We start from the raw sequence: 21,190 nt of genomic DNA, 5'->3' as shown, positions 1-21,190 counted from the left end.
TGGTGCAAATTGCCTGGCCGGCCGCTTGTGAGCGCCCGGCAAAGCCCCTAGGCTCAACGAATTTATAAAAGCGAACAGGGACGCAGCATGACCGAAGCACGTTACAAGATCGTATTCGAAGGGCAGTTGATGCCGGAGCAGACGCTGGAAACGGTGAAGGCCAACCTGGCCCGCCTGTTCAAGAGCGACCCAGGCAAGATCGACGTGCTGTTCAACGGGGCCCCGGTAGCGCTCAAGCGCGACCTGTCCGAGAACGAGGCCGACAAGTACCTGGTCGCCCTCCAGCAGGCCGGCGCCCAGGTGCGCAAGGAGCAGGACCTGGCTGCCAGGCTGAGCCTGGTGGATATCGAAGAAGAAAAGGCCGTAAGCGACGAGAACATGGAGTGCCCCAAGTGCGGGCACCAGCAGCCCAAGGCCACCGCCTGCTCCGCCTGCGGCATCGTCATCGAGAAGTTCCTCGCCCGCCAAGCGCTGCAGGCCCAGAGCACGCCGGCAACGACGGCGGCATCGCCCTACAGCACGCCCAAGTCCGATGTGGGCGACGGCTACGAGGAGTTCGCCGAACTCAAAGTATTCAGCGTTTCCGGGCGGATCGGCCGGGTCCGCTATCTGGGCTGGTCGATGGCGCTGCTGCTCATCTCCCTGGTGGCCTACGGCATTGCCGCCGGAATCATGGCCGCCTCGCCGATATTCGGCGGCATCCTGATGATCCCGGTGGTCATCGGCGCAGTCGTGGTCAGCGTGCAGATCGGCGTGCAACGCCTGCATGACATTGGCTGGTCCGGCTGGCTCTGGCTACTCAACCTGATACCCGTGGTCGGCAGCGTGTTCGCGCTGCTGATGCTCATCGTCCCCGGCAACCAGGGCGCCAACCGCTACGGGCCGCCGCCGCCGCCGAACAGCGGTGGTGTCATCGCCCTGGCCTGCACCATGCTCTTGGTACCCATCCTCGGCATTGTCGCGGCGATTGCCCTGCCGGCCTATCAGGACTACGTCAACCGCGCTGCGGAAGCACAGCAGCAGCAAATTCAGCAAGCCCCCTCCGGAGAGTAGGCCTTGAGCGGTTACGCCCTGATCACCGGTGCTTCGAGCGGCCTCGGCCTCGCCTTGGCCGAGGCGCTGGCCCGGCGCGGGCGTAACCTGATTCTGGTCGCACGCCAGCGCGATGCCCTGGAAAGCATCGCCTGCGAGCTGAGCCAGCGCTTCGGCGTCGAAGCGCTGTTCCGCGTGTGCGACCTGGCCGAACCGCTGCAGCTCACCGGCCTGATCCAGGAACTGGAGCAGAGCGAACGGCACATCGACCTGCTGGTGAACAATGCCGGCATCGGCAGCGCCGGCCTGTTCGTGGAGCAGGACTGGTCCACCGAGCAGCAACTGATCGAACTCAATGTGCTGGCCCTCGCCCGCCTCTGCCATGCCCTGGGGCTGGACATGAAGCGACGCGGTTCAGGGCAGATTCTCAACGTGGCCTCGCTGGCCGCGTTCCAGCCCGGTCCGCTGATGGCCAACTACTTCGCCAGCAAGGCCTATGTGCTGCACCTGTCGGAGGCGTTGCGCAGCGAACTGGCGCCGTTCGGCGTGAAGGTCTCGGTGCTCTGCCCGGGGCCGGTGGCCACCGCCTTCTTCCGTCGCGCCCAACTGCGCAGCGACGGACTGGACCGGCACGGCCAACTGGCCAGCCCGGAAGAGATTGCCCTGCTCGCCATCCGCGGGCTGGAGCGCAACCAGGCCATCATCATCCCAGGCTGGCGGCATCGCCTGGTGCCGCAGCTGTTGCGTCTGACACCCCGTGCCCTGGTGCGGCGAGTGGCCATGAAGATGGTCCGCCCGCTGTTGCCGCGGGCGGACGCCGAGCAGCCCTAGCCGGCGTTCACCGTCCGGCCATCGGCCCAGGCGCGCAGCGCCGTCAGGTCCTCGGCCATCACCACCGACAGCGGCGCGGTGCTCTGGATGCTGTTCAGCAGCAGCGTCTGATCCACCGACTGCTGCCGCGCCTGGGCGGCGTACAGGGCACTGACCACCACCTGTTCGATCTCGGCCCCCGAGAAGCCCGCACAGGCGTACGACAGCTCGGCTAGGTCGAACTGCTCGGGCTCCAGTTCGCGACGGCGCAGGTGGATGGCGAAGATGTCCGACCGTACCGCCGCATCCGGCAGATCGACGAAGAACAGCTCGTCGAAGCGCCCCTTGCGCACCAGTTCGGGCGGCAAGCGGTGGATGGCGTTGGCCGTCGCCACCATGAACACCGGCGCCTTGCGCTCGGCCATCCAGGTCAGCAGAGTACCGAGCACACGCTGGCTGACGCCATCATCATTCTCGCCGGTAGCCAGGCCCTTTTCGATCTCGTCCATCCACAGCACGCAGGGCGCCATCTGGCTGGCCAGTCTGAGCGCCTCGCGCAGGTTGCGCTCGGTCTCGCCGAAGAACTTGTTGTACAGACTGGCGAAGTCCAAGCGCAGCAGCGGTAGCCCCCAGAGGCCGGCCACCGCCTTCGCCGCCAGACTCTTGCCGCCGCCCTGCACGCCGACCAGCAGCATGCCCCGGGGCATGTCCGCACCCTTGCCGTTGAGGAATATCTCCTGGCGCTCGCTCAGCCAGCGCTTGAGATTGGTCAGGCCGCCCACCTCGGCGAAGCGCGCGGTGTCGTACTCGAAGCTGAGCACGCCCTCCAGGTCAAGCAGCTGGAACTTGGCCTTGTTCAGCTCCGGGATGTCTTCCTGGGTGATGGCGCCATCGTCGCAGATCACGTTGCGCGCCAGCGCCCGCGCCTCGGCGTGGGTCAGGCCACGCAGGTTCTTCACCATCTGCTGCAGGGTGCGGTTGTCGGTGCGCACCCGGGCCCCACGGTTGCGCTCGCTCCAGCGGGCAGCCTCCTCGCGGACGATGGCCAGCAACTCCTCCTCGGTCGGCAGCGCCAGGCTGAAGCGCGCCGCGTAGCGCTGGACCTCGGCCGGCAGCTTCACCGCATGGGAAACGAGCACCAGGGTCGGCTTGTGCGCCTCCTCGCTCATGGCGATTTCCTTGAGCAGGCGCACCAGCCTGGGGCTGTCGCCGAGGAACGGGTGCAGGTCGCACATCACGTAGAGGTTGGGCAGCGGGTCGGCCTTGATCATGCGCAGCGCCTGCTCCGGCTCGCGGCTGTCCAGCTCGCCCATCGGCTCGCCACCAAAGGCCAGGCGCTGCAGGCCTTCGGTCACCGACCAGGTGTGGATGCCCAGGCCACGCTTGACGGCGAGCGAAGTCAGCGTCTCCAGCACCCGGCGCTCGTCCCAGGACTCGATCACCACCAGCTTGACCCGGGACTCCAGCACCAGCCCCAGGTCGTGGATATCGTTCTTCAACACTCGCTCCTTGTGAGACCACCCGAACCAGGCCCACAGAATACCGAAAGCCGCCGGGGGAAGGCGCGTGGACTGCCTGTTCTGCAGGATAATCGACGGAACCGAGCCTCGTAGGGTGCACAGGCAGTCCCCTTGGTGCGCGCGGCGCACCCTACACGGCAGCCATGCGGCCTCTTGTCGCCGAGCGGATTTCTGCCCGGGGGCTCAGGTAAACTGCCGGCATGCTTTCCCGCGGAGATGGCCCATGACCAACGAACGCCAGTTTTCCCCCGTCGACCGCCTGCTCATGCAGGCCGACGCCGCCATGCGCACCCTGCTGCCCTTCAGCGGCGCCCCGGCGCGGCCGTCGCCGGCCATTCTGCAGAACGAGTCCGAACTGAGCGACGAGGATGCCCGCCACGTGGCCGGCCTGATGCGCATCAACCATACCGGCGAGGTCTGCGCCCAGGCGCTCTACCAGGGCCAGGCGCTGACCGCCAAGCTGCCCGAGGTGCGCAAGGCCATGGAGCATGCCGCCGACGAGGAGGTCGACCACCTGGCCTGGTGCGAGCAGCGCATCCGTGAGCTGGGCAGCCATCCCAGCGTGCTCAACCCGATCTTCTACGGCCTGTCCTTCGGCGTCGGCGCGGTCGCCGGGCTGATCAGCGACCGGGTCAGCCTGGGCTTCGTCGCCGCCACCGAGGACCAGGTGGTCAAGCACCTGGACGAGCATCTGGAGCAGATTCCGCCGGAGGACGCCCGGACCCGCGCCATCCTCGAGCAGATGCGCGAGGACGAGCAGCAGCATTCGACCAGCGCCCTGGAGGCCGGCGGCCTGCGCTTCCCGGCGCCAGTCAAGTTCGGCATGACCCTGCTGTCCAAGGTGATGACCAAGAGCACCTACCGCATCTGAGTAGCGGACATGAAAAAGGGCGCCCTCTGGCGCCCTTTTTCATTGGCTCATGCGTGGGTGCGGATCAACCCAGCTCGACGATTTCGTAGTCGTGGGTGATCTCGACGCCGGCGCGGCCGAGCATGATCGAGGCCGAGCAGTACTTCTCCGCGGACAGCTCGACGGCGCGCTTGACCTGCGCCTCCTTGAGGCCACGGCCCTTGACCACGAAGTGCAGGTGGATCTTGGTGAACACCTTCGGGTCCTCGTCGGCGCGCTCGGCCTCGAGGAAGGCCTCGCAGCTCTCCACCGGCTGGCGCGACTTCTTCAGGATGCTGACCACGTCGAAGTTGCTGCAGCCGCCCAGGCCGATCAGCACCATCTCCATGGGGCGCACGCCGAGGTTGCGACCACCCGCCTCGGGCGGACCATCCATCACCACCACGTGCCCGCTGCCGGACTCGCCGAGGAACATGGCCTCGCCGGCCCACTGAATACGCGCTTTCATCGCAAGGACTCCAACTGCCAGAAAAATGCCCGCCAGCTTAACACAGCACCTGGCGGGAGCTTTTCGACCCACCGGTCAGCCAGCAGGTCGGAAGCGCTGCAGACTGCGTCGCAAAAACGCATTACCGCAGGCCACCTGTCTGTTAAGCTGCCGACGGATAACTGGCACACTTGTTCGGATAACTAATAAGAAATTCGCCTGCTGGACAAAGGCTTACTCATTTTCGGGACTCGGGCATGGTCGCTATTACCCTTACACCTAAGATCAAGAACATCGACAAGCTGCTCGCGCACTGTCACCGCCGCCGCTACACAGCCAAAAGCACCATCATCTATGCAGGGGACCGTTGCGAGACCCTGTTCTTCATCGTCAAAGGCTCGGTCACCATCCTCATCGAGGACGACGACGGCCGCGAAATGATTATCGCCTACCTCAATGCGGGCGACTTCTTCGGCGAAATGGGCCTGTTCGAGAAGGAAGGCGCCGAGAAGGAGCGCAGCGCCTGGGTCCGCGCCAAGACCGAGTGCGAAGTGGCGGAGCTGAGCTACACCAAGTTCCGCGAACTGACCCAGCAGGACCCCGAGATTCTCTATGCGCTCGGCAGCCAGATGGCGGACCGCCTGCGCAATACCACCCGCAAGGTGGGCGACCTGGCCTTCCTCGACGTTACCGGCCGCGTGGCCCGCACCCTGCTCGACCTGTGCAAGCAGCCGGACGCCATGACCCACCCGGACGGCATGCAGATCAAGATCACCCGCCAGGAAATCGGCCGCATCGTCGGCTGCTCCCGCGAGATGGTCGGCCGCGTGCTCAAGTCCCTCGAGGAGCAGGGCCTGGTGCATGTGAAGGGCAAGACCATGGTGGTCTTCGGAACGCGCTGAAGAGCCCGCCAATCGGCGTAATGCTGTTCATATAAGGAATAATCGCGCGCGCTGTCCCTCGCCCCTCCGGGGAGAGGCGGGGAAACCAGCAGTCTCGCAGGTTTTCCGCCCTCTCCCCCAGCATCTCTCCACTTAGGCGTGCCCCCGAGCAAGCGCTTACGGTGCTAAGTGATGAGTTAACTGCTGTTGGTGAAATCAATCCCTGTGGGAGCGGACTTGTCCGCGAACGGGGCTGACAGCAAAGCTTCGCGGCCAAGGCTGCTCCCACACGGTCACGGCACTCGCCAGCAACACTCAAAGCCTAAGTGATCGGCTTTTTGTGGGCACTCGATCAGTCCGGGTCGATGCCCGCCACCACGCGACTGCCGGCGAAGAACAGACGCTTGAGTTCGGTACCCGGCTCCTCGGCGCGCATGAAGGCCTCGCCGACCAGGAACGCATACACCTCGTTGATTTCCATCAGCTCCACGTCGGCGCGGCTGAGGATGCCACTCTCGGTGATCACCACCCGGTCGCGCGGAATGCGCGGCAGCAGGTCGAGGGTCGTCTCCAGGCTCACCTCGAAGCTGTGCAGGTTGCGGTTGTTGATGCCCACTAGCGGCGTATCCAGGGTATTCAGCGCGCGCTCCAGTTCGGCGCCGTCGTGCACTTCCACCAACACGTCCAGGCCGACGTCCTTGGCGGTGGCGGCCAGCTCGGCCATGCGTACGTCGTCCAGCGCCGAGACGATCAGCAGGATGCAGTCGGCGCCGATGGCCCGCGCCTCCACCACCTGGTAGGGGTCGATCATGAAGTCCTTGCGGATCACCGGCAGGCGGCAGGCGGCACGGGCCTGCTGCAGGTACTCGTCGGCGCCCTGGAAGAAGTCGACGTCGGTCAGCACCGACAGGCAGGCCGCGCCGCCGGCCTCGTAGCTCTTGGCGATCTCGGCGGGGACGAAGTGCTCGCGCAGCACGCCCTTGCTCGGCGAGGCCTTCTTCACCTCGGCGATCACCGCCGGCTGCTTCTGCGCGACGCGCTCCTGCAGGGCGCGGGCGAAGCCGCGCGGGGCGTCGGCCTGGCGCGCCAGGGCCTCGACCTCGGCGAAGCTCACGCGGGCACGCCGCTCGGCCACTTCCTCAGCCTTGCGGGCAAGGATCTTCTCCAGCACGGTTGGAATGCTCACCCTTCGTTCTCCACGCGGAATACAGCGGTAAAGGAAGCCAGCTCGGCCAGCTTCTCCCAGGCCAGGCCGGTGTGCAACGCGTCGTGCGCGAGCTGCATGCCCTCGTTCAGGCTGCCGGCGATGTCGGCGGCATAGAGCGCGGCGCCGGCGTTGAGCACGATCATGTCGGCGGCCTTCTGGCCGTTCTCGGTCTTGCGCTTGCCCAGCGCGTCGCGGATCAGCGCCAGGGAGTCCTGGGCGCCCTCCACGGTCAGGCCGATCAGGCTCTGGCTCTTGATGCCGAAGTCCTCGGGCTGGATGCGGTACTCGCTGACCTCACCGTCCTTCAGCTCGGCGACATGGGTCGGCGCGGCCAGGCTGATCTCGTCCAGGCCGTCGCTGGCGTGCACCACCAGCACGTGCTTGCTGCCCAGGCGCTGCAGCACCTCGGCCATCGGCCGGCACAGCGCCTGGCTGAACACGCCGATCACCTGGTGTTTGACTCCGGCCGGGTTGGTCATCGGGCCGAGCATGTTGAACAGGGTGCGCAGCCCCAGCTCGCGGCGCGGGCCGATGGCGTGCTTCATGGCGCCATGATGGGCCGGGGCGAACATGAAGCCGACGCCGACGCTCTCGACGCAACGCGCCACCTGTTCAGGCTTGAGGTTCAGGTAGACCCCGGCGGCCTCCAGCAGGTCGGCGCTGCCGCTCTTGCCGGACACTGCGCGGTTGCCGTGCTTGGCTACCTTGCCGCCGGCCGCGGCGACCACGAAGGCGGCGGCGGTGGAGACGTTGAACACGTTCATGCCGTCGCCGCCGGTGCCGCAGGTATCGACCAGGCGCTCTGCGTCGATCTTCACCGGCGCGGCCAGCTCACGCATGACGGTGGCGGCGCCGACGATCTCGTCGATGGTCTCGCTCTTCATGCGCATGCCCATGAGGAAGGCGCCGATCTGCGCGTCGGTGCATTGGCCGGTCATGATCAGGCGCATCACGTCCTGCATCTCGGCGGTGGACAGGTCCAGCTGGGCGACCACCCGATTGAGGGCTTCCTTGATGTCCATCAGCGCGCTCCGCCTTGTTGCTTGAGGAAGTTGGCGAACAGTTCGTGGCCCTGCTCGGTGAGGATGGATTCCGGGTGGAACTGCACGCCCTCGATGTTCAGGGTCTTGTGGCGCAGGCCCATGATCTCGTCGACGCTACCATCGGCATGCTGGGTCCAAGCGGTAACCTCCAGGCAGTCCGGCAGGGTCTCGCGCTTGACCACCAGGGAGTGATAGCGGGTCACGGTCAGCGGCTTGTTGAGGCCGGCGAACACGCCCTTGTCCTCGTGGAACACCGGGCTGGTCTTGCCGTGCATCACCTGACGCGCGCGCACCACGTCGCCGCCGAAGGCCTGGCCGATGCTCTGGTGGCCCAGGCACACGCCGAGGATCGGCAGCTTGCCGGCGAAGTGCAAGATGGCCTCGATGGACACGCCGGCCTCGGTCGGTGTGCAGGGGCCGGGCGAGACCACGATGCGCTCGGGCTTCAGCGCCTCGATCTCGGCGATGGTCAGTTCGTCGTTGCGGATCACGTGGACGTCGGCACCCAGCTCGCCCAGGTACTGCACCACGTTGTAGGTAAAGGAGTCGTAGTTGTCGATCATCAGCAGCATGGTAGGTCCCCCTTACTCAACGGACTGTTCGGCGAGGCTGACCGCGCGGAACATGGCGCGACGCTTGTTCAGGGTTTCTTCCCACTCCAGGGCCGGCTGCGAGTCGGCGACGATGCCGGCGCCGGCCTGCACGTGCAGCTCACCGTCCTTGATCACGGCGGTGCGGATGGCGATGGCGGTGTCCATGTTGCCGTTCCAGGCGAGATAGCCCACGGCGCCGCCGTAGACGCCGCGCTTGACCGGCTCCAGCTCGTCGATGATCTCCATCGCCCGCACCTTGGGCGCACCGGACAGGGTGCCGGCCGGCAAAATGGCACGCAGGGCGTCCATGGCGCTCAGCCCCTCTTTCAGGTGCCCCGTCACGTTGGAGACGATGTGCATCACGTTGGAATAGCGCTCGATCACCATCTGCTCGGTGACCTTCACCGTGCCGGTGGTAGAGACCCGGCCGGCATCGTTGCGGCCCAGGTCGATCAGCATCAGGTGCTCGGCGATCTCCTTGGCGTCGGACAGCAGGTCCTTCTCCAGCTCGATGTCAGCTTCCTCGGTGGCGCCGCGCGGACGGGTGCCGGCGATCGGGCGCACGGTGACCAGGTTGTCCTCGACCCGCACCAGCACTTCCGGCGAGCTGCCCACCACGTGGAAGTCGCCGAAGTTGAAGAAGTACATGTAGGGCGTCGGGTTGATGCAGCGCAGCGCCCGGTACAGGTCGATGGGCGCTGCCTGGAACGGGATCGACATGCGCTGGGAGATCACCACCTGCATGCAGTCGCCGGCCAGGATGTATTCCTTGATCGCGTCGACCGCCGCCTCGTAGTCGTCGCGCTTGAAGCTGGAGACGAAGTCCGGCTCCTTGCCGGCCGGCTTGGACAGGTCCACGCCCAGGCGCGGGGTGATCGGCTGGCGCAGCTTGTTCAGCAGCTCCTGCAGCTGGGCCTGGCCCTGCTCGTAGGCGTCGGCCTGGGCCGGGTCGGCGAGGACGATGGCGTGCATCTTGCCGGCCAGGTTGTCGAACACGACGACCGCGTCCGAGACCATCAGCAGGATGTCCGGGGTGCCCAGTGGATCGGGGTTCGGGCAGCGGGCCAGCTTCTTCTCCACGTAGCGCACGCTGTCGTAGCCGAAGTAGCCGACCAGGCCACCGTTGAAGCGCGGCAGGCCGGCGATGGTGGGCACGTTGTAGCGCGCCTTGAACTGCTCGACGAAGGCCAGCGGGTCTTCGCTGTCGAGCTGCTCGACGACCTGGCCGTCGACGCTGACGCTGACCTGGTGGCCGTGCACGCGCAACACGGTGCGCGCCGGCAGGCCGATGATCGAGTAGCGGCCCCACTTCTCGCCGCCCTGGACGGACTCCAGCAGGTAGGAGTTGGGAGTGTCGGCCAGCTTGAGGTAGATCGACAGCGGGGTGTCGAAGTCGGCCAGGGTCTCGAATGCAAGCGGAATGCGGTTGAAGCCGTCGGCGGCCAAGCGCAAGAATTCTTCGCGGGTCATGCTCTGCCTCGTGGTATGAGGAAGTGAAACGGATGTCGGGCAAACGCGCCGGCGAGCGCCGGCCAGGGGAATGTCAGGCGCGCCAGCGCCAGCGGGCCAGGGCCTTGAAGACATTCGTCCATTGTTTGCGGGCAACCACCACGATGCTGTCTCGGCGGGAAGTAGAGTCCGGCGACATTAGCGCAGCGTCATCCGAGGCGCAACCGGGCAGCAGCTGGCGCAGGTCGTCGAGCACCCGCACCGGGTTCTCCTCGGCGATCGGCCGGCCGTGGTTGTAGCCGTAGCTCAGCGCCACGCAGGGCACGCTGGCGGCGCGGGCGGCCAGCACGTCGTTGCGCGAGTCGCCGATGAACAACGCGTGCTCTGGCTCCACCCCGGCCAGGCGCATGACGAACAGCAGCGCGGCCGGGTCCGGCTTCTGCTGCGGCAGGGTGTCGCCGCCGACGATCCAGCGGAAGTAGCGGCCGAGCTTCATCTCGTCCAGCAGCGGGGCGACGAAGCGCTCGGGCTTGTTGGTGATCAGCGCCAGCTCCACACCCTGCTTCTTCAACCACTTGAGGGTCGCGGTGACGCCCGGGTAGACGGTGCTCAGGGCATGGCTGCCGGCGTAGGCCTCGTTGAACAGTTCGAGGGCACGCTCGGTATCGGCGTCGCTGACCTCGGTGTGGTCGATGCCGCCGGCCAGGGCGCGGCGCACCAGCACCCGGGCGCCGTTGCCGACCCATTCGCGCACCCGCTCGACGCCGGCGGGCGGGCGCCCCAGCTGCACCAGCATGCGGTCGACCGCGGCGGCCAGGTCCGGCACCGAGTCCACCAGGGTGCCGTCCAAGTCGAACATCACCAGGCGCGGCAGGCTTCCTGCGAACAGCTCGTGGATCACGCGCGCACCTGGGCCAGCTCGGCGCGCATGGCGTCGATCACCGCCTTGTAGTCGGGCTGGTTGAAGATGGCCGAGCCGGCGACGAAGGTGTCGGCGCCCGCCTCGGCGATCTCGCGGATGTTCTTGGCGCTGACGCCGCCATCGATCTCCAGCCGGATGTCGCGACCGGAAGCGTCGATCAACGCGCGGGCCTCGCGCAGCTTGCCGAGGGTGCCGGGGATGAACTTCTGCCCGCCGAAGCCGGGGTTGACGCTCATCAGCAGGATCATGTCGACCTTGTCCATCACGTACTTCAGGCAGTCCAGCGAGGTGGCCGGGTTGAACACCAGGCCGGCCTTGGCGCCGCCGTCGCGGATCAGCTGCAGGGAGCGGTCGATGTGCTCGCTGGCCTCCGGGTGGAAGGTGATGTAGGCGGCGCCGGCCTCTATGAAGTCGCCGATGATGCGGTCGACCGGCTTGACCATCAGGTGCGCGTCGATCGGCGCGGTGATGCCGTACTTGCGCAGCGCCGAGCAGACCATCGGGCCGATGGTCAGGTTGGGCACGTAGTGGTTGTCCATCACATCGAAGTGAACGATGTCGGCGCCGGCGGCGAGCACCTTGTCGACTTCCTCGCCCAGGCGGGCGAAATCGGCGGACAGGATCGACGGGGCGATGGCGAAGGGTTGCATGGCGGCCTCAGGCTTCTATCACGGTGGCGCGATTGTAGCCTGAGTCGGGGGACGGGGCAGTTGTCGTATGTCAGGGAACGTGGGAGCGGCCTTGGCCACGATGCTCTCCGTCTCGCGGCCAAGGTCGCTCCCACTGGGCTATTCCGGTACGGCGGTGCGCATCTTCTCGCTGCGCCCGCGCAGCCATTCCAGGGTCAGCAGCATGACCACCGAGAAGGCGATCAGCAGGGTGGCGGCGGCGGCGATGGTCGGCGACAGGTTCTCGCGGATGCCGCTGAACATCTGCCGTGGCAGGGTGGCCTGCTCGGGGCCGGCGAGGAACAGGGTCACCACCACCTCGTCGAACGAGGTGGCGAAGGCAAACAGCGCGCCGGAGATCACTCCCGGCGCGATCAGCGGCAGGGTCACCCGGCGGAACGCAGTGATCGGCGAGGCGCCCAGGCTCGCGGCGGCACGCACCAGGTTGTAGTTGAAGCCCTGCAGGGTGGCCGACACGGTGATGATCACGAAGGGCACGCCAAGCACCGCGTGCACCAGGATCAGCGAGGTGTAGCTGTTGCCCAGGCCGAGCGGGGCGAAGAACAGGTAGCTGGCGACGCCGACGATCACCACCGGCGCTACCATCGGCGAGATCAGCAGGCTCATCACCAGCGCCTTGCCGCGGAACTCGCCACGGGTCAGGCCGATGGCCGCCAGGGTGCCGAAGACCATCGCCAGCACCGTGGCGGCCGGCGCCACGATCAGGCTGTTCTTCAGCGAGCGCATCCACTCGGCCGAGGTGAAGAACGACTCGTACCAGCGCAGGGAGAAGCCCTGCAGCGGGTAGACCAGGAAGCTGCCGGAGTTGAACGACAGCGGAATGATCACCAGCACCGGCAGGATCAGGAACAGCAGCACCAGCGCACACAGGCCGCGATGGGTCCAGAACCAGGCGCGCTCGACGGGGGACTTGTAGGGGCTCAGCATCTCGATGTTCTCCTGATCAGCCCAGACGCAGGCGGCTCGCGCCCACCAGCCAGCTGTACACCACGTAGAGCAGCATGGTGGCCAGCAGCAGCAGGCCGCCGAGGGCCGTGGCCATGCCCCAGTTGATGGTGGTGTTGGTGTAGAAGGCGACGAAGTAGCTGATCATCTGGTCGTTCGGGCTGCCCAGCAGCGCCGGGGTGATGTAGTAGCCGATGGACAGGATGAACACCAGCAGGCAGCCGGCGCCGACACCGGCCAGGGTCTGCGGGAAGTACACCCGCCAGAAGCTGGCGAACGGGTGGCAGCCGAGCGAGATGGCGGCGCGCATGTAGCTCGGCGAGATGCCCTTCATCACGCTGAAGATCGGCAGGATCATGAACGGCAGCATGATGTGCACCATCGCCACGTAGACGCCGGTGCGGTTGAACACCAGCTGCAGCGGCTGGTCGATCACGCCCATGGCGATCAGCGCGCTGTTGATCAGGCCGCCGGACTGCAGCAGCACGATCCAGGCCGCCACGCGCACCAGGATCGAGGTCCAGAACGGCAGCAGCACCAGGATCATCAGCAGGTTGCTGGTGCGGGTCGGAAGGTTCGCCAGCAGGTAGGCCAGCGGATAGGCCAGCACCAGGCAGATGGCGGTGATCACCACGCCCATCCAGAAGGTGCGGACGAAGATGTCCAGGTAGATGGCCTGGTCCGGGGTGGCGGACGCCAGCTCGCCGAGATCGTCGATGCGATGGTCGAGGGACGCCAGCAGGAAGTAGGAGGTGAAGGCGCTGTCGTTGCGACGGATCACCTGCCAGTAAGCGGGGTCGCCCCAGCGCTCGTCGAGGCTTTCCAGCGCGTCCTTGTAGGAGGCGGGCGCCTGCTTGAACGGCAGGGCGCGGCCGGTCTTGGCCAGCAGGCTGCGGTAGCCGGCCAGCTCCATGTTCAGGCGCGTGGAAAGGTCGCCGATGGTCTGGTTCTTGCGCGCCTCGGCCAGGTCCTGGGCCAGGGCCTGGTACACCGGCTCCTCGGGCAGGCCGCGGCCATCCCAGGCGGCGATCGCCTCGACGGTGCGCGGCAGGCTGCCGACCACCTCGGGGTTCTCCACGCTCTTGTACAGCAGGATGCCGATCGGCAGCAGGAACACCACGAAGAGGAACACCAGCAGCGGCAGGATCAGGCCCTGGGCCTTGAGCCGGTTGATGCGCTCGGCGCGGGCCAGCTTCTGCTTCAGGGTCAGGCCGGCGAATTCGGTGAGGGATACGGTAGTGGCCATCGCGGGCTCCAGAGACACCGGGACAAAGCGCCCTCGCCCAACGTCGGGCGAGGGTCAGAAGGGACGGGGGAGCGTCCCTCCTACCAACTCCCCTTCACAGGGAAGGGGCACTGCACGGGATGCTTATTTCGCCGCCCAGGCGTTGAAGCGCTGCTCCAGCTGCTCGCCGTAGTCGGCCCAGAAGGTCACGTTCATGGCCACCTGGTTGGCGATGTTCTCCGGGGTGGTCGGCATGTCCTTGAGCAGCGCCGGGTCGAGCAGCTCGACGGCCTTCTTGTTGGCCGGGCCGTAGGCGATGTTCGAGGAGTAGACCTTCTGCTGCTCGGGCTGCACGCTGAACGCGGCGAAGGCCTTGGCGGCGTCGCTGTCCTTGGCGCCCTTGGGGATGGCCCAGGCGTCGAAGTCGTAGATGCCGCCGTTCCACACCACCTTCAGGTTGCTCTCCTTCTGCACGGCGGCGATGCGGCCGTTGTAGGCGGAGCTCATCACCACGTCGCCGGAGGCGAGGAACTGCGGCGGCTGGGCGCCGGCCTCCCACCACTGGATGTGCGGCTTGATCTGGTCGAGTTTCTTGAAGGCGCGGTCCTGGCCTTCCTGGGTGGCGAGCACGGTGTAGACGTCCTTCGGCGCCACGCCGTCGGCCATCAGGGCGAACTCCAGGGTGTACTTAGCGCCCTTGCGCAGGCCGCGCTTGCCCGGGAACTTGGCCACGTCCCAGAAATCGGCCCAGCCGGCCGGCGCGGCGGACAGCTTGTCGGCGTTGTAGGCGAGCACGGTGGACCAGACGAAGAAGCCCACGCCGCACGGCTGGATGGCACCTTCGACGAAGTCCTCCTCGTTGCCGAACAGGGACGGATCGAGTTCCTCGAACAGGCCCTCGTCGCAACCACGGGCCAGCTCCGGCGACTCCACTTCCACCAGGTGCCAGGACACGCTGTTGGTGTCGACCATGGCCTTCACCTTGGCCATCTCGCCGTTGTATTCGCCGGCGACGATCTTGCCCTTGCCGGCCGCTTCCCACGGTTTGTAGAAGGCCTTGACCTGGGCGTCCTTGTTGGCGCCGCCGAAGGAGATCACCGTCAGGTCGGCGGCCATCGCCTGGGAGGCGCCGAACAGGCCGAGGGCCAGGGTCCCGAGGCGGAACATGCTGCGGATGTTGCTCATTGTTGTTTTCTCCACTGTGCAGGGTTGGAAATGCGCGGCGCCGTCACTCGACGACCAGAGGGTCCAGCGCCCTTACGTGCTCCACATGCCAGCCGAGCGGCACCACGTCGCCCACGCCCAGGGCGGGGTCGAGTTCGGCGATCGGCTGCTTGACGAAGAAGTTGGGGTTACCGCACACCTCCATGCGGATGCGCACGTGGTCGCCCAGGTAGATGAACTCGGCCACCCGGCCGCTGAAGCGGTTGGCGCAGCTCTCGCTGGCGCCGTTGATGCGCACCCGCTCGGGGCGGATCGACAGGCTGACCGGCTCGCCCGGCGCGCCGACCCTAACCGCCAGCGCCTGCACCTGCTCGCCACGGGCGGTGCGCACGGTGCAGCGCTCGCCGTCGCGGCTGACCAGCTCGCCGGCCAGGCGGTTGTTCTCGCCGATGAAGTGGGCGACGAAGGTGTTGCTCGGCGCCTCGTAGAGGTCGCGCGGCGGGGCGATCTGCTGGATCTCGCCCTGGTGGAACACCGCCACCCGGTCGGACATGGTCAGCGCCTCGCCCTGGTCGTGGGTCACGTAGACCACGGTCACGCCCAGGCGCTGGTGGATGTGCTTGATCTCCATCTGCATGTGCTCGCGCAGCTGCTTGTCCAGCGCGCCGAGCGGCTCGTCCATCAGCACCAGCTGCGGCTCGAACACCAGCGCGCGGGCCAGCGCCACGCGCTGCTGCTGGCCACCGGAGAGCTGCGCCGGGTAGCGGTTGCGGAAGTTGTCGAGCTGGACCATGGACAGCGCACGCTTGACCCGCTCGGTGATGTCGGTCTTGCTCATGCCGCGCACGGTGAGCGGGAAGGCCAGGTTCTCGGATACCGTCATGTGCGGGAACAGCGCGTAGTTCTGGAACACCATGCCGATGTCGCGCTTGTGCGGCGGCACGTTGTTGATCGCGCGCCCGGCCAGGAGGATCTCGCCGGCGGTGGGCGTCTCGAAGCCGGCCAGCATCATCAGGCTGGTGGTCTTGCCGGAGCCGGACGGGCCGAGCAAGGTGAGGAACTCGCCCTTGCGGATGTCCAGGTTGAGGTCTTTGACGATCAGGCTCTCGCCGTCGTAGCTCTTCTGCACGCCCTTGAAGCTGACGAGCACGTCGCTGGAAACATTCTCGGCCATCACCACACCTTTGTTCTTGTTGCCGTGGTGTAAGACTAGAAAGCCATGGAGCCAGCGCAAATCGGGCGGTATGAGAGATTGCTATAAGGCTTGCGGACGACGCGCTGTAGGGATCGCCCTACACGCAACAAGTCAGGTAGGAGCGGCCTTGACCGCGAATGCTTCACCACTCCGGCTATCGCGGCCAAGGCCGCTCCCACAGGGAGAAACTCGCAGCCTCTGGGGCCCCCTTACAGCAGCTTGTGCTCCACCGCGTACTTCACCAGGTCCGCCACCGAATGCAGATTGAGCTTCTGCATCAGGCGCGCCTTGTGGGTACTGATCGTCTTGCTGCTGACCGACAGCTGCTGGGCGATCTCGTTGACGCCCTCGCCGCGCACCAGGCGCTCGAACACCGAGAACTCGCGCTCGGACAGCAGCGAATGGGGCGGCCGCGAATCGGTCAGGCCAACCTCGAAGACCATCCGGTCGGCCAGCTCCGGGTCGATGTAGCGGCCGCCCGCGGCGACCTTGCGGATGGCGGTGAGCAGCAGCGCCGGGTCGCTGTCCTTGGTGGCGTAGCCCGCCGCGCCGATCTTCAGGGCACGGGCCGCCATCTGCGCCTCGTCGTGCATGGACAGCACCAGCACCGCCGGCGGCTCCGCCAGCGCACGGATGCGCGGGATCGCCTCCAGGCCGTTGACGCCGGGCATGGAGATATCCAGCAGCACCACCTCGCAGGGGGTGTGGCGCAGGGTCTCCAGCAATTGCTCGCCGTTGCCCGCCTCTCCCACCACGGTCATGTCCCTGGCCAGGCCGATCAGCTGCTTGATGCCCTCGCGGACAATGGTGTGGTCTTCGGCCACCAGTACTCGAATCACGCTACGACCTCTCTATCCAGTGCCACCCGCACGCTCAGCGTGGTGCCCTCCCCCGGCGCGCTGTCGATCGCCAGGCTGCCGCCGAGCATCAGCACGCGCTCGCGCATGCCGACCAGGCCGAAGGATTGTGCGCGCTGCGCGCCCGCCTCGAAACCCCGACCATCGTCACTCACCCGCAGCAGCAGCTCGTCGCCCTGCACCTCCAGGCCGACCTCCACGGTGTGCGCCTCGGCGTGGCGCAGCACGTTGGTCAGCGCCTCCTGCAGCACGCGGAACAGGCCGATGGCCTTGGCGTCGGACAGCGCCGGCAGCTGCTCGGGCACCTGCACCAGGCAGGGAATCTGGCTGCGCGTCTCGAAGCGCCGCGCCTGCCACTCGATGGCCGAGGCGATGCCGGCGTCGAGGATCGGCGGGCGCAGCGCGGTGGCCACGTCACGCACCAGCTGGAACAGGTTGGCGATCAGCTTCTTCATGCTGTCCAGGCGCGCCTGCAGGCCGGCGTCGAGGCCGGCGTAGGCCAGCTCGCACATGGAGGTCTCCAGCTTGAGCACGGTGAGCACCTGGCCCAGCTCGTCGTGCACTTCGCGGGCGATGCGCGCTTTTTCTTCCTCGCGCACGCTCTCCAGGTGCGCGGACAGCTCGCGCAACTGGGCACGCGACTCGGCCAGTTCCAGCTCGATGGCCTTGTTCTCGCTGATGTCCCACACCACGCCGTCCCACACCACGTGTTCGGCGCTCAGCTGGCGGGCGCTGGACTTGATGTCGGCCCAGCGCACGCGGCCGTCGCGGGTCAGGATGCGGCCCTGCCAGTGCCAGTCGCTGGCCGCCTCGATGGCGGCGTCCTGGGTGGCGTGGTAGGCGGCGCGGTCCTCCGGGTGGACCAGGCTGCGGATGCCGAAGTCCGCCGCCATGATGGTCGCCGCCGGGTAGCCGACCAGCTGCTCGCTGCCCTCGCTGATGAAGGCGAAGTCCACCGGCGCACCGGGCACCGGGCGCTCCAGGCGGAATACCAGGCCCGGCACGTTGCCGGCGATGCCCTTGAGGCGCGCCTCGCTCTCCTCCAGGGCGGCGCGGGCGCGGCGCCGCTCGGTGACGTCGGTGAGGTAGACCACAAGGTACTCGGCCTCGCGAAAGCGCAGGAAGCCCAGGGTCACGTCCGCCGGCATCCAGCTGCCGTCGGCGCGCCGGCAGTTGCTCTCGAAGTTCAGCGCGCCCTCCTCGTGCTGGCGCACCCGCTTCCACAGGTTGAGCCAGCGGTCCATGCCCAGGCCCGGCTCGAACTCCTGCAACGGCCGGTCGACCATGGCGCCGCTGTCGTAGCCGAGCATCTCGGCCACCGCCTGGTTGGCATAGCGCACCCGGCTGTCCCAGTTGACCCAGAGGATGCCGACCGTGCTGTGGTCGAGGGAGAACTGGGCCAGGCGCAGGGCCTCCTCCGCCACCTCGCGCCGGGCCAGGGTCTGGCGGGAGTCCAGCAGCAGCCGCTCCAGGCGTCCGCGCTGGCGGCGCAGCACCGTCAGCAGCAGCAGGCTGACCAGCAGCAATGCGCCAAGCAGAATGCTCAGGTTGCGCCAGAACAGCGGGGACTCGCCGAGGCTCGGCGTCCTGGCCGTCAGCCAACGCTGCTGCAGCTGCTCGAACTGCTTGGCCGGCAGGCCGCGCAGGCCGACATCAAGAATCGCCGCCAGCTGCGGCCAGTCGCGCCGGGTGCCGAAGCGCAGCAGCTGGGGCAGGCCGACGTCGGCCAGCACGGTCAGCCCGGCGAACTCGCTCTCCTGGCTCAGCCGGCTGAGCTGGGCCTGGTCGATGGCCGCGTAGCGCGCCCGCTGCGCCAGCACCGCGCGCAGGGCCTCGCGGTCCGACGGCAGCGCCTGCAGGCGCAGGTTGAAATAGTTGCTGCGCAGGTAGTCGGCGACCGCGCTGGGCTCGCGCACGGCGATCGGTTCGCGCTCGCCGAGGCTCTCCAGCTCGACGCCCAGATCGCCCAGGCGCTCACCCACCAGCAGGTGCGGAATGCGCAGATAAGGGTCGGAGAACTGCCACAGGCGCAGGCCGGCGGGGGTCTGCGTCAGCCCGGGCGCGAAGTCGATGCGCCCCGCCCGCAGGGCCTGGTCCAGCGCCGCCTGGTCCGGGTAGCTGAGCCAGCTCAGCTCGACGCCCAGGCTCCTGGCCAGCGCCTCGGTCAGCTCGATGTTGAGCCCGCTCAGCTGTTGCTGGCGGCGCTGGTACTCGGCGTAGGGCGCCTGCAGCACCACGCCCGCGCGCAGCCGCGGATGCTCGGCCAGCCAGGCGCGCTGGGCCGCATCCAGCCCGGCCGCCTGGCCGACCAGCGGGCACAGCAGCAACAGCCAACAGAGCACTCGAACCATGCGCACCACGACGATCCACGAGATGACGAAGCCAGACGCTACCTTACCTGACAAACCCCAACGAAGCGCTTAGGCTGCTGGAACCATCCTCCATGCGAAGTGCCGCGATGCGCGATCCCGTCCTGTCGATACTGCTGGCCCTGAGCCTGACCCTCGCCCTGCCCGTCCAGGCCGAGGAAGACCCGCCCGCCCCCGCCGAAGCGCCCGCCGCCGAGGGCGAGGCGCAGCCCGCGGAGGCGCCGCGCCAACCGCTGGAGGAGCGCAGCCAGGACCTGGCGCAGGGCCTCGAACGCCAGGTGCCGCGGGACGAGCAGCAGACCCTGCAGGCGGGCGGCGAATCGTTCCTCGCTCTGTGGAAGCCGGCCAACGCGCCCGAGTCCAAGGGCGTGGTGATCCTGGTGCCCGGCGCCGACGAGAGCGCCGACTGGCCGCAGGCGATCAAGCCGCTGCGCCTGAAACTGCCCGACGTGGGCTGGAGCAGCCTCAGCCTGACCCTGCCCGACAGCAAGGCCGCGCCCCTGCCGGAAGCGGTGCTGCCGCGCCCGCCGGAGCCGGTGGCCGTGGACACCGAGGCGGCCCCGGCCGAAGGTGAAGAGCAGCCCCAAGCCACCGAGACCGAGGCTGCGCCGCCCGCCGCAGCCGCCCCCACGGAAACCCCACCGCCGGCGCCGATCGACCCGGCCGAACGGGTCTTCGCCCGCATCCAGTCCGGCATCGCCTTCGCCGAACAGCAGGACGCCAAGCACATCATCCTGCTCGGCCACGGCGACGGCGCCTACTGGGCGGCGCTGTACCTCAAGGAGCGCCAGCCGGAGGCGGTCAAGCACCTGGTAACGGTGGCGGCCCAGCTGCCGGCCGGGCAGACGCCACCGCTGGAGGAGCTGATCCCCGGCCTGAAACTGGCCACCGGGGACTTCTTCTACAAGGACCTGCCCGCCGACCGCGGCAACGCGGTGCGCCGCAAGCAGGCCAGCAAGCGCCTGGATCACCAGAGCTATACGCAGATCGGCCTGAAGGCGCTGCCGGGCAACCTGGAGGCCGAGCAGGAACAGCTGTTCCGCCGCGTGCGCGGCTGGCTGGACAAGCAGTAATCCCCAGCGCCGAGGCCCAAGCGTGGGAGCGGCCTTGGCCGCGAAGCGCCCTCCCCCTGCAACCATCGCGGCCAAGGCCGCTCCCACAGCCCCCGCCAACCCCTAGCGGAAGCCGCGGCGCTGGCGCACCAACTCGTAGGCGACCTGCAGTTCACGGGTCTTGTCTGTGGCAGCGCGCAGCTGCGCGGGGCTGGCGCCGGAGCCGGAAATCTTGTCCGGGTGGTGGCGGCTGATCAGGCGGCGGTAGGCACGCTTTATCGCCGCCGGCTCGGTGTCCGCCTGCACGCCCAGCAGGCGCAACGCCGCCTGGTAGTCACCGGTCCTGACCTCCGGCACCTTGCGCTCCGGCTCGTACTCGTCGGCCAGGGCATTCAGCGCGTCGCGCTTCCAGCCCAGCCACAGCCCCCAGCGCTGGATCAGTTCGTATTCCAGTTCGCTCACCCGGCCATCGGCCCAGGCCATGCGCCAGCAGGTACGCAGCAGCACCTCGCCCCGTTCGGGCCGGCTGCGCAGCGCGCGCAGCGAGGTGCGCAGCTCCTTCTCGCCGGCTTGCTTGCCGCGGTTGAACGCCTGCATGGCCTGCCGCCGCGCCGCCTCGTCCAGGCCGAGGCGCTGCATCTCGTTGCGCGCCGTCTGGATATGGCTGTCAAGCACCCGGCCGCCGCTCTTGGCCAGGCGGCCGATCAGCATGAACAGCAGGTCTTCGTCGTCCAGGGCCGGGCGCCTTCCAACGCCGACCAGCTCCCGCAGGTGATCGAGGGATTGCAGGCGGATGCGCCGATCCAGCACCTGGCCGAGCAGGCCGCCGAGCAGCGCGCCGGGGATGCTGGCCAGGGCCATCCCGGCCGCGGCACCGATCAGAGTCGCCGGCCACAGCAT

General features: G+C 67.7%; 20 protein-coding genes. 5 read left to right on the top strand and 15 right to left on the bottom strand.

From position 1 onward, the window contains the following. Window positions 1-87: 87 nt before the first annotated feature. Window positions 88-1,053 carry a DUF805 domain-containing protein gene (locus N7640_RS16525; RefSeq protein WP_220813829.1) on the top strand — a complete coding sequence of 322 codons (966 nt, stop codon included), beginning with the start codon at window positions 88-90 and terminating at the stop codon, window positions 1,051-1,053. A gap of 3 nt (window positions 1,054-1,056) precedes the next feature. Next, entirely contained in the window at window positions 1,057-1,863 is an 807-nt protein-coding gene (locus N7640_RS16520; RefSeq protein WP_279904542.1) for an SDR family oxidoreductase, read from the top strand. Here N7640_RS16520 and N7640_RS16515 read toward each other — a convergent pair. Beyond that, entirely contained in the window at window positions 1,860-3,341 is a 1,482-nt protein-coding gene (locus N7640_RS16515; RefSeq protein WP_279904543.1) for an AAA family ATPase, read from the bottom strand. The genes N7640_RS16520 and N7640_RS16515 overlap by 4 nt on opposite strands. 244 nt (window positions 3,342-3,585) lie before the next feature. On the opposite strand from N7640_RS16515, the gene coq7 reads away from it, so the two are divergent. Beyond that, window positions 3,586-4,233 (top strand): 2-polyprenyl-3-methyl-6-methoxy-1,4-benzoquinone monooxygenase, encoded by a 648-nt coding sequence (gene coq7, locus N7640_RS16510; protein WP_279904544.1) that lies wholly within the window; start codon window positions 3,586-3,588, stop codon window positions 4,231-4,233. A gap of 64 nt (window positions 4,234-4,297) precedes the next feature. Here the strand turns inward: coq7 and N7640_RS16505 are convergent, their stop codons facing one another. Further along, on the bottom strand, window positions 4,298-4,720 hold the full coding sequence (locus N7640_RS16505) for an OsmC family protein (protein WP_192329118.1): 423 nt from the start codon (window positions 4,718-4,720) through the stop codon (window positions 4,298-4,300). 236 nt (window positions 4,721-4,956) lie between these two features. On the opposite strand from N7640_RS16505, the gene crp reads away from it, so the two are divergent. After that, window positions 4,957-5,601: a cAMP-activated global transcriptional regulator CRP gene (gene crp, locus N7640_RS16500; RefSeq protein ID WP_220813825.1), complete on the top strand. Its 645-nt coding sequence runs from the start codon at window positions 4,957-4,959 to the stop codon at window positions 5,599-5,601. A gap of 331 nt (window positions 5,602-5,932) precedes the next feature. Here the strand turns inward: crp and trpC are convergent, their stop codons facing one another. The 12 genes from trpC to N7640_RS16440 all read right to left on the bottom strand — a co-directional run bounded on the left by trpC (window position 5,933) and on the right by N7640_RS16440 (window position 19,220). Further along, on the bottom strand, window positions 5,933-6,766 hold the full coding sequence (trpC, locus tag N7640_RS16495) for an indole-3-glycerol phosphate synthase TrpC (protein ID WP_279904545.1): 834 nt from the start codon (window positions 6,764-6,766) through the stop codon (window positions 5,933-5,935). Further along, the gene (trpD, locus tag N7640_RS16490; protein WP_279904546.1) at window positions 6,763-7,809 is read right to left on the bottom strand and encodes an anthranilate phosphoribosyltransferase; all 1,047 of its coding nucleotides are present in this window, start codon (window positions 7,807-7,809) and stop codon (window positions 6,763-6,765) included. The genes trpC and trpD overlap by 4 nt, the downstream gene beginning before the upstream one ends. Beyond that, on the bottom strand, window positions 7,809-8,402 hold the full coding sequence (locus tag N7640_RS16485; protein ID WP_279904547.1) for an aminodeoxychorismate/anthranilate synthase component II: 594 nt from the start codon (window positions 8,400-8,402) through the stop codon (window positions 7,809-7,811). Before N7640_RS16485 ends, trpD begins: the two co-directional genes overlap by 1 nt. Window positions 8,403-8,414: 12 nt before the next feature. Then, the gene (gene trpE, locus N7640_RS16480) at window positions 8,415-9,893 is read right to left on the bottom strand and encodes an anthranilate synthase component I (protein ID WP_279904548.1); all 1,479 of its coding nucleotides are present in this window, start codon (window positions 9,891-9,893) and stop codon (window positions 8,415-8,417) included. Between the two features lie 73 nt (window positions 9,894-9,966). Next, window positions 9,967-10,731 (bottom strand): phosphoglycolate phosphatase, encoded by a 765-nt coding sequence (locus N7640_RS16475; protein WP_279904653.1) that lies wholly within the window; start codon window positions 10,729-10,731, stop codon window positions 9,967-9,969. A 38-nt stretch (window positions 10,732-10,769) separates the two neighbouring features. Beyond that, on the bottom strand, window positions 10,770-11,444 hold the full coding sequence (rpe, locus tag N7640_RS16470; RefSeq protein ID WP_279904549.1) for a ribulose-phosphate 3-epimerase: 675 nt from the start codon (window positions 11,442-11,444) through the stop codon (window positions 10,770-10,772). Between the two features lie 138 nt (window positions 11,445-11,582). Beyond that, on the bottom strand, window positions 11,583-12,410 hold the full coding sequence (locus N7640_RS16465) for an ABC transporter permease (RefSeq protein ID WP_220813819.1): 828 nt from the start codon (window positions 12,408-12,410) through the stop codon (window positions 11,583-11,585). Window positions 12,411-12,426: 16 nt separating this feature from the next. Beyond that, a complete protein-coding gene (locus N7640_RS16460) occupies window positions 12,427-13,674 on the bottom strand; it encodes an ABC transporter permease (RefSeq protein ID WP_279904550.1) in 1,248 nt (415 codons plus the stop codon). 123 nt (window positions 13,675-13,797) lie between these two features. After that, window positions 13,798-14,838 (bottom strand): ABC transporter substrate-binding protein, encoded by a 1,041-nt coding sequence (locus tag N7640_RS16455; protein ID WP_279904551.1) that lies wholly within the window; start codon window positions 14,836-14,838, stop codon window positions 13,798-13,800. A 43-nt stretch (window positions 14,839-14,881) separates the two neighbouring features. Further along, window positions 14,882-15,991 carry an ABC transporter ATP-binding protein gene (locus N7640_RS16450; RefSeq protein WP_279904552.1) on the bottom strand — a complete coding sequence of 370 codons (1,110 nt, stop codon included), beginning with the start codon at window positions 15,989-15,991 and terminating at the stop codon, window positions 14,882-14,884. A 230-nt stretch (window positions 15,992-16,221) separates the two neighbouring features. Beyond that, window positions 16,222-16,851 carry a response regulator transcription factor gene (locus tag N7640_RS16445; RefSeq protein WP_220813815.1) on the bottom strand — a complete coding sequence of 210 codons (630 nt, stop codon included), beginning with the start codon at window positions 16,849-16,851 and terminating at the stop codon, window positions 16,222-16,224. Continuing rightward, on the bottom strand, window positions 16,848-19,220 hold the full coding sequence (locus N7640_RS16440) for a transporter substrate-binding domain-containing protein (protein WP_279904654.1): 2,373 nt from the start codon (window positions 19,218-19,220) through the stop codon (window positions 16,848-16,850). The genes N7640_RS16445 and N7640_RS16440 overlap by 4 nt, the downstream gene beginning before the upstream one ends. 107 nt (window positions 19,221-19,327) lie before the next feature. Between N7640_RS16440 and N7640_RS16435 the strand changes: the two genes are divergently transcribed. After that, a complete protein-coding gene (locus tag N7640_RS16435; RefSeq protein ID WP_279904553.1) occupies window positions 19,328-20,311 on the top strand; it encodes an alpha/beta hydrolase family protein in 984 nt (327 codons plus the stop codon). A gap of 102 nt (window positions 20,312-20,413) precedes the next feature. Here N7640_RS16435 and N7640_RS16430 read toward each other — a convergent pair whose 3' ends face one another. Then, window positions 20,414-21,190, bottom strand: coding sequence for a TerB family tellurite resistance protein (locus tag N7640_RS16430; RefSeq protein ID WP_279904554.1), 777 nt, complete (start codon window positions 21,188-21,190; stop codon window positions 20,414-20,416).

Source organism: Pseudomonas sp. GD04015 (assembly GCF_029837675.1).
Lineage (GTDB): Bacteria > Pseudomonadota > Gammaproteobacteria > Pseudomonadales > Pseudomonadaceae > Aquipseudomonas > Aquipseudomonas paralcaligenes.
The sequence above is the reverse complement of the archived record's forward strand: the minus strand, read 5'-3'. Positions and strand labels throughout refer to the sequence as shown.

Bases quoted from the DNA above. Each gene is read 5' to 3' on its own strand.
- N7640_RS16525 (WP_220813829.1), top strand. From the start codon at position 88: ATGACCGAAGCACGTTACAAGATCGTATTCGAAGGGCAGTTGATGCCG.
- coq7 (WP_279904544.1), top strand. From the start codon at position 3,586: ATGACCAACGAACGCCAGTTTTCCCCCGTCGACCGCCTGCTCATGCAG.
- N7640_RS16505 (WP_192329118.1), bottom strand. From the start codon at position 4,720: ATGAAAGCGCGTATTCAGTGGGCCGGCGAGGCCATGTTCCTCGGCGAG.
- crp (WP_220813825.1), top strand. From the start codon at position 4,957: ATGGTCGCTATTACCCTTACACCTAAGATCAAGAACATCGACAAGCTG.
- trpD (WP_279904546.1), bottom strand. From the start codon at position 7,809: ATGGACATCAAGGAAGCCCTCAATCGGGTGGTCGCCCAGCTGGACCTG.
- N7640_RS16485 (WP_279904547.1), bottom strand. From the start codon at position 8,402: ATGCTGCTGATGATCGACAACTACGACTCCTTTACCTACAACGTGGTG.
- trpE (WP_279904548.1), bottom strand. From the start codon at position 9,893: ATGACCCGCGAAGAATTCTTGCGCTTGGCCGCCGACGGCTTCAACCGC.
- N7640_RS16475 (WP_279904653.1), bottom strand. From the start codon at position 10,731: ATGTTCGACTTGGACGGCACCCTGGTGGACTCGGTGCCGGACCTGGCC.
- rpe (WP_279904549.1), bottom strand. From the start codon at position 11,444: ATGCAACCCTTCGCCATCGCCCCGTCGATCCTGTCCGCCGATTTCGCC.
- N7640_RS16465 (WP_220813819.1), bottom strand. From the start codon at position 12,410: ATGCTGAGCCCCTACAAGTCCCCCGTCGAGCGCGCCTGGTTCTGGACC.
- N7640_RS16460 (WP_279904550.1), bottom strand. From the start codon at position 13,674: ATGGCCACTACCGTATCCCTCACCGAATTCGCCGGCCTGACCCTGAAG.
- N7640_RS16455 (WP_279904551.1), bottom strand. From the start codon at position 14,838: ATGAGCAACATCCGCAGCATGTTCCGCCTCGGGACCCTGGCCCTCGGC.
- N7640_RS16450 (WP_279904552.1), bottom strand. From the start codon at position 15,991: ATGGCCGAGAATGTTTCCAGCGACGTGCTCGTCAGCTTCAAGGGCGTG.
- N7640_RS16440 (WP_279904654.1), bottom strand. From the start codon at position 19,220: ATGGTTCGAGTGCTCTGTTGGCTGTTGCTGCTGTGCCCGCTGGTCGGC.
- N7640_RS16435 (WP_279904553.1), top strand. From the start codon at position 19,328: ATGCGCGATCCCGTCCTGTCGATACTGCTGGCCCTGAGCCTGACCCTC.
- N7640_RS16430 (WP_279904554.1), bottom strand. From the start codon at position 21,190: ATGCTGTGGCCGGCGACTCTGATCGGTGCCGCGGCCGGGATGGCCCTG.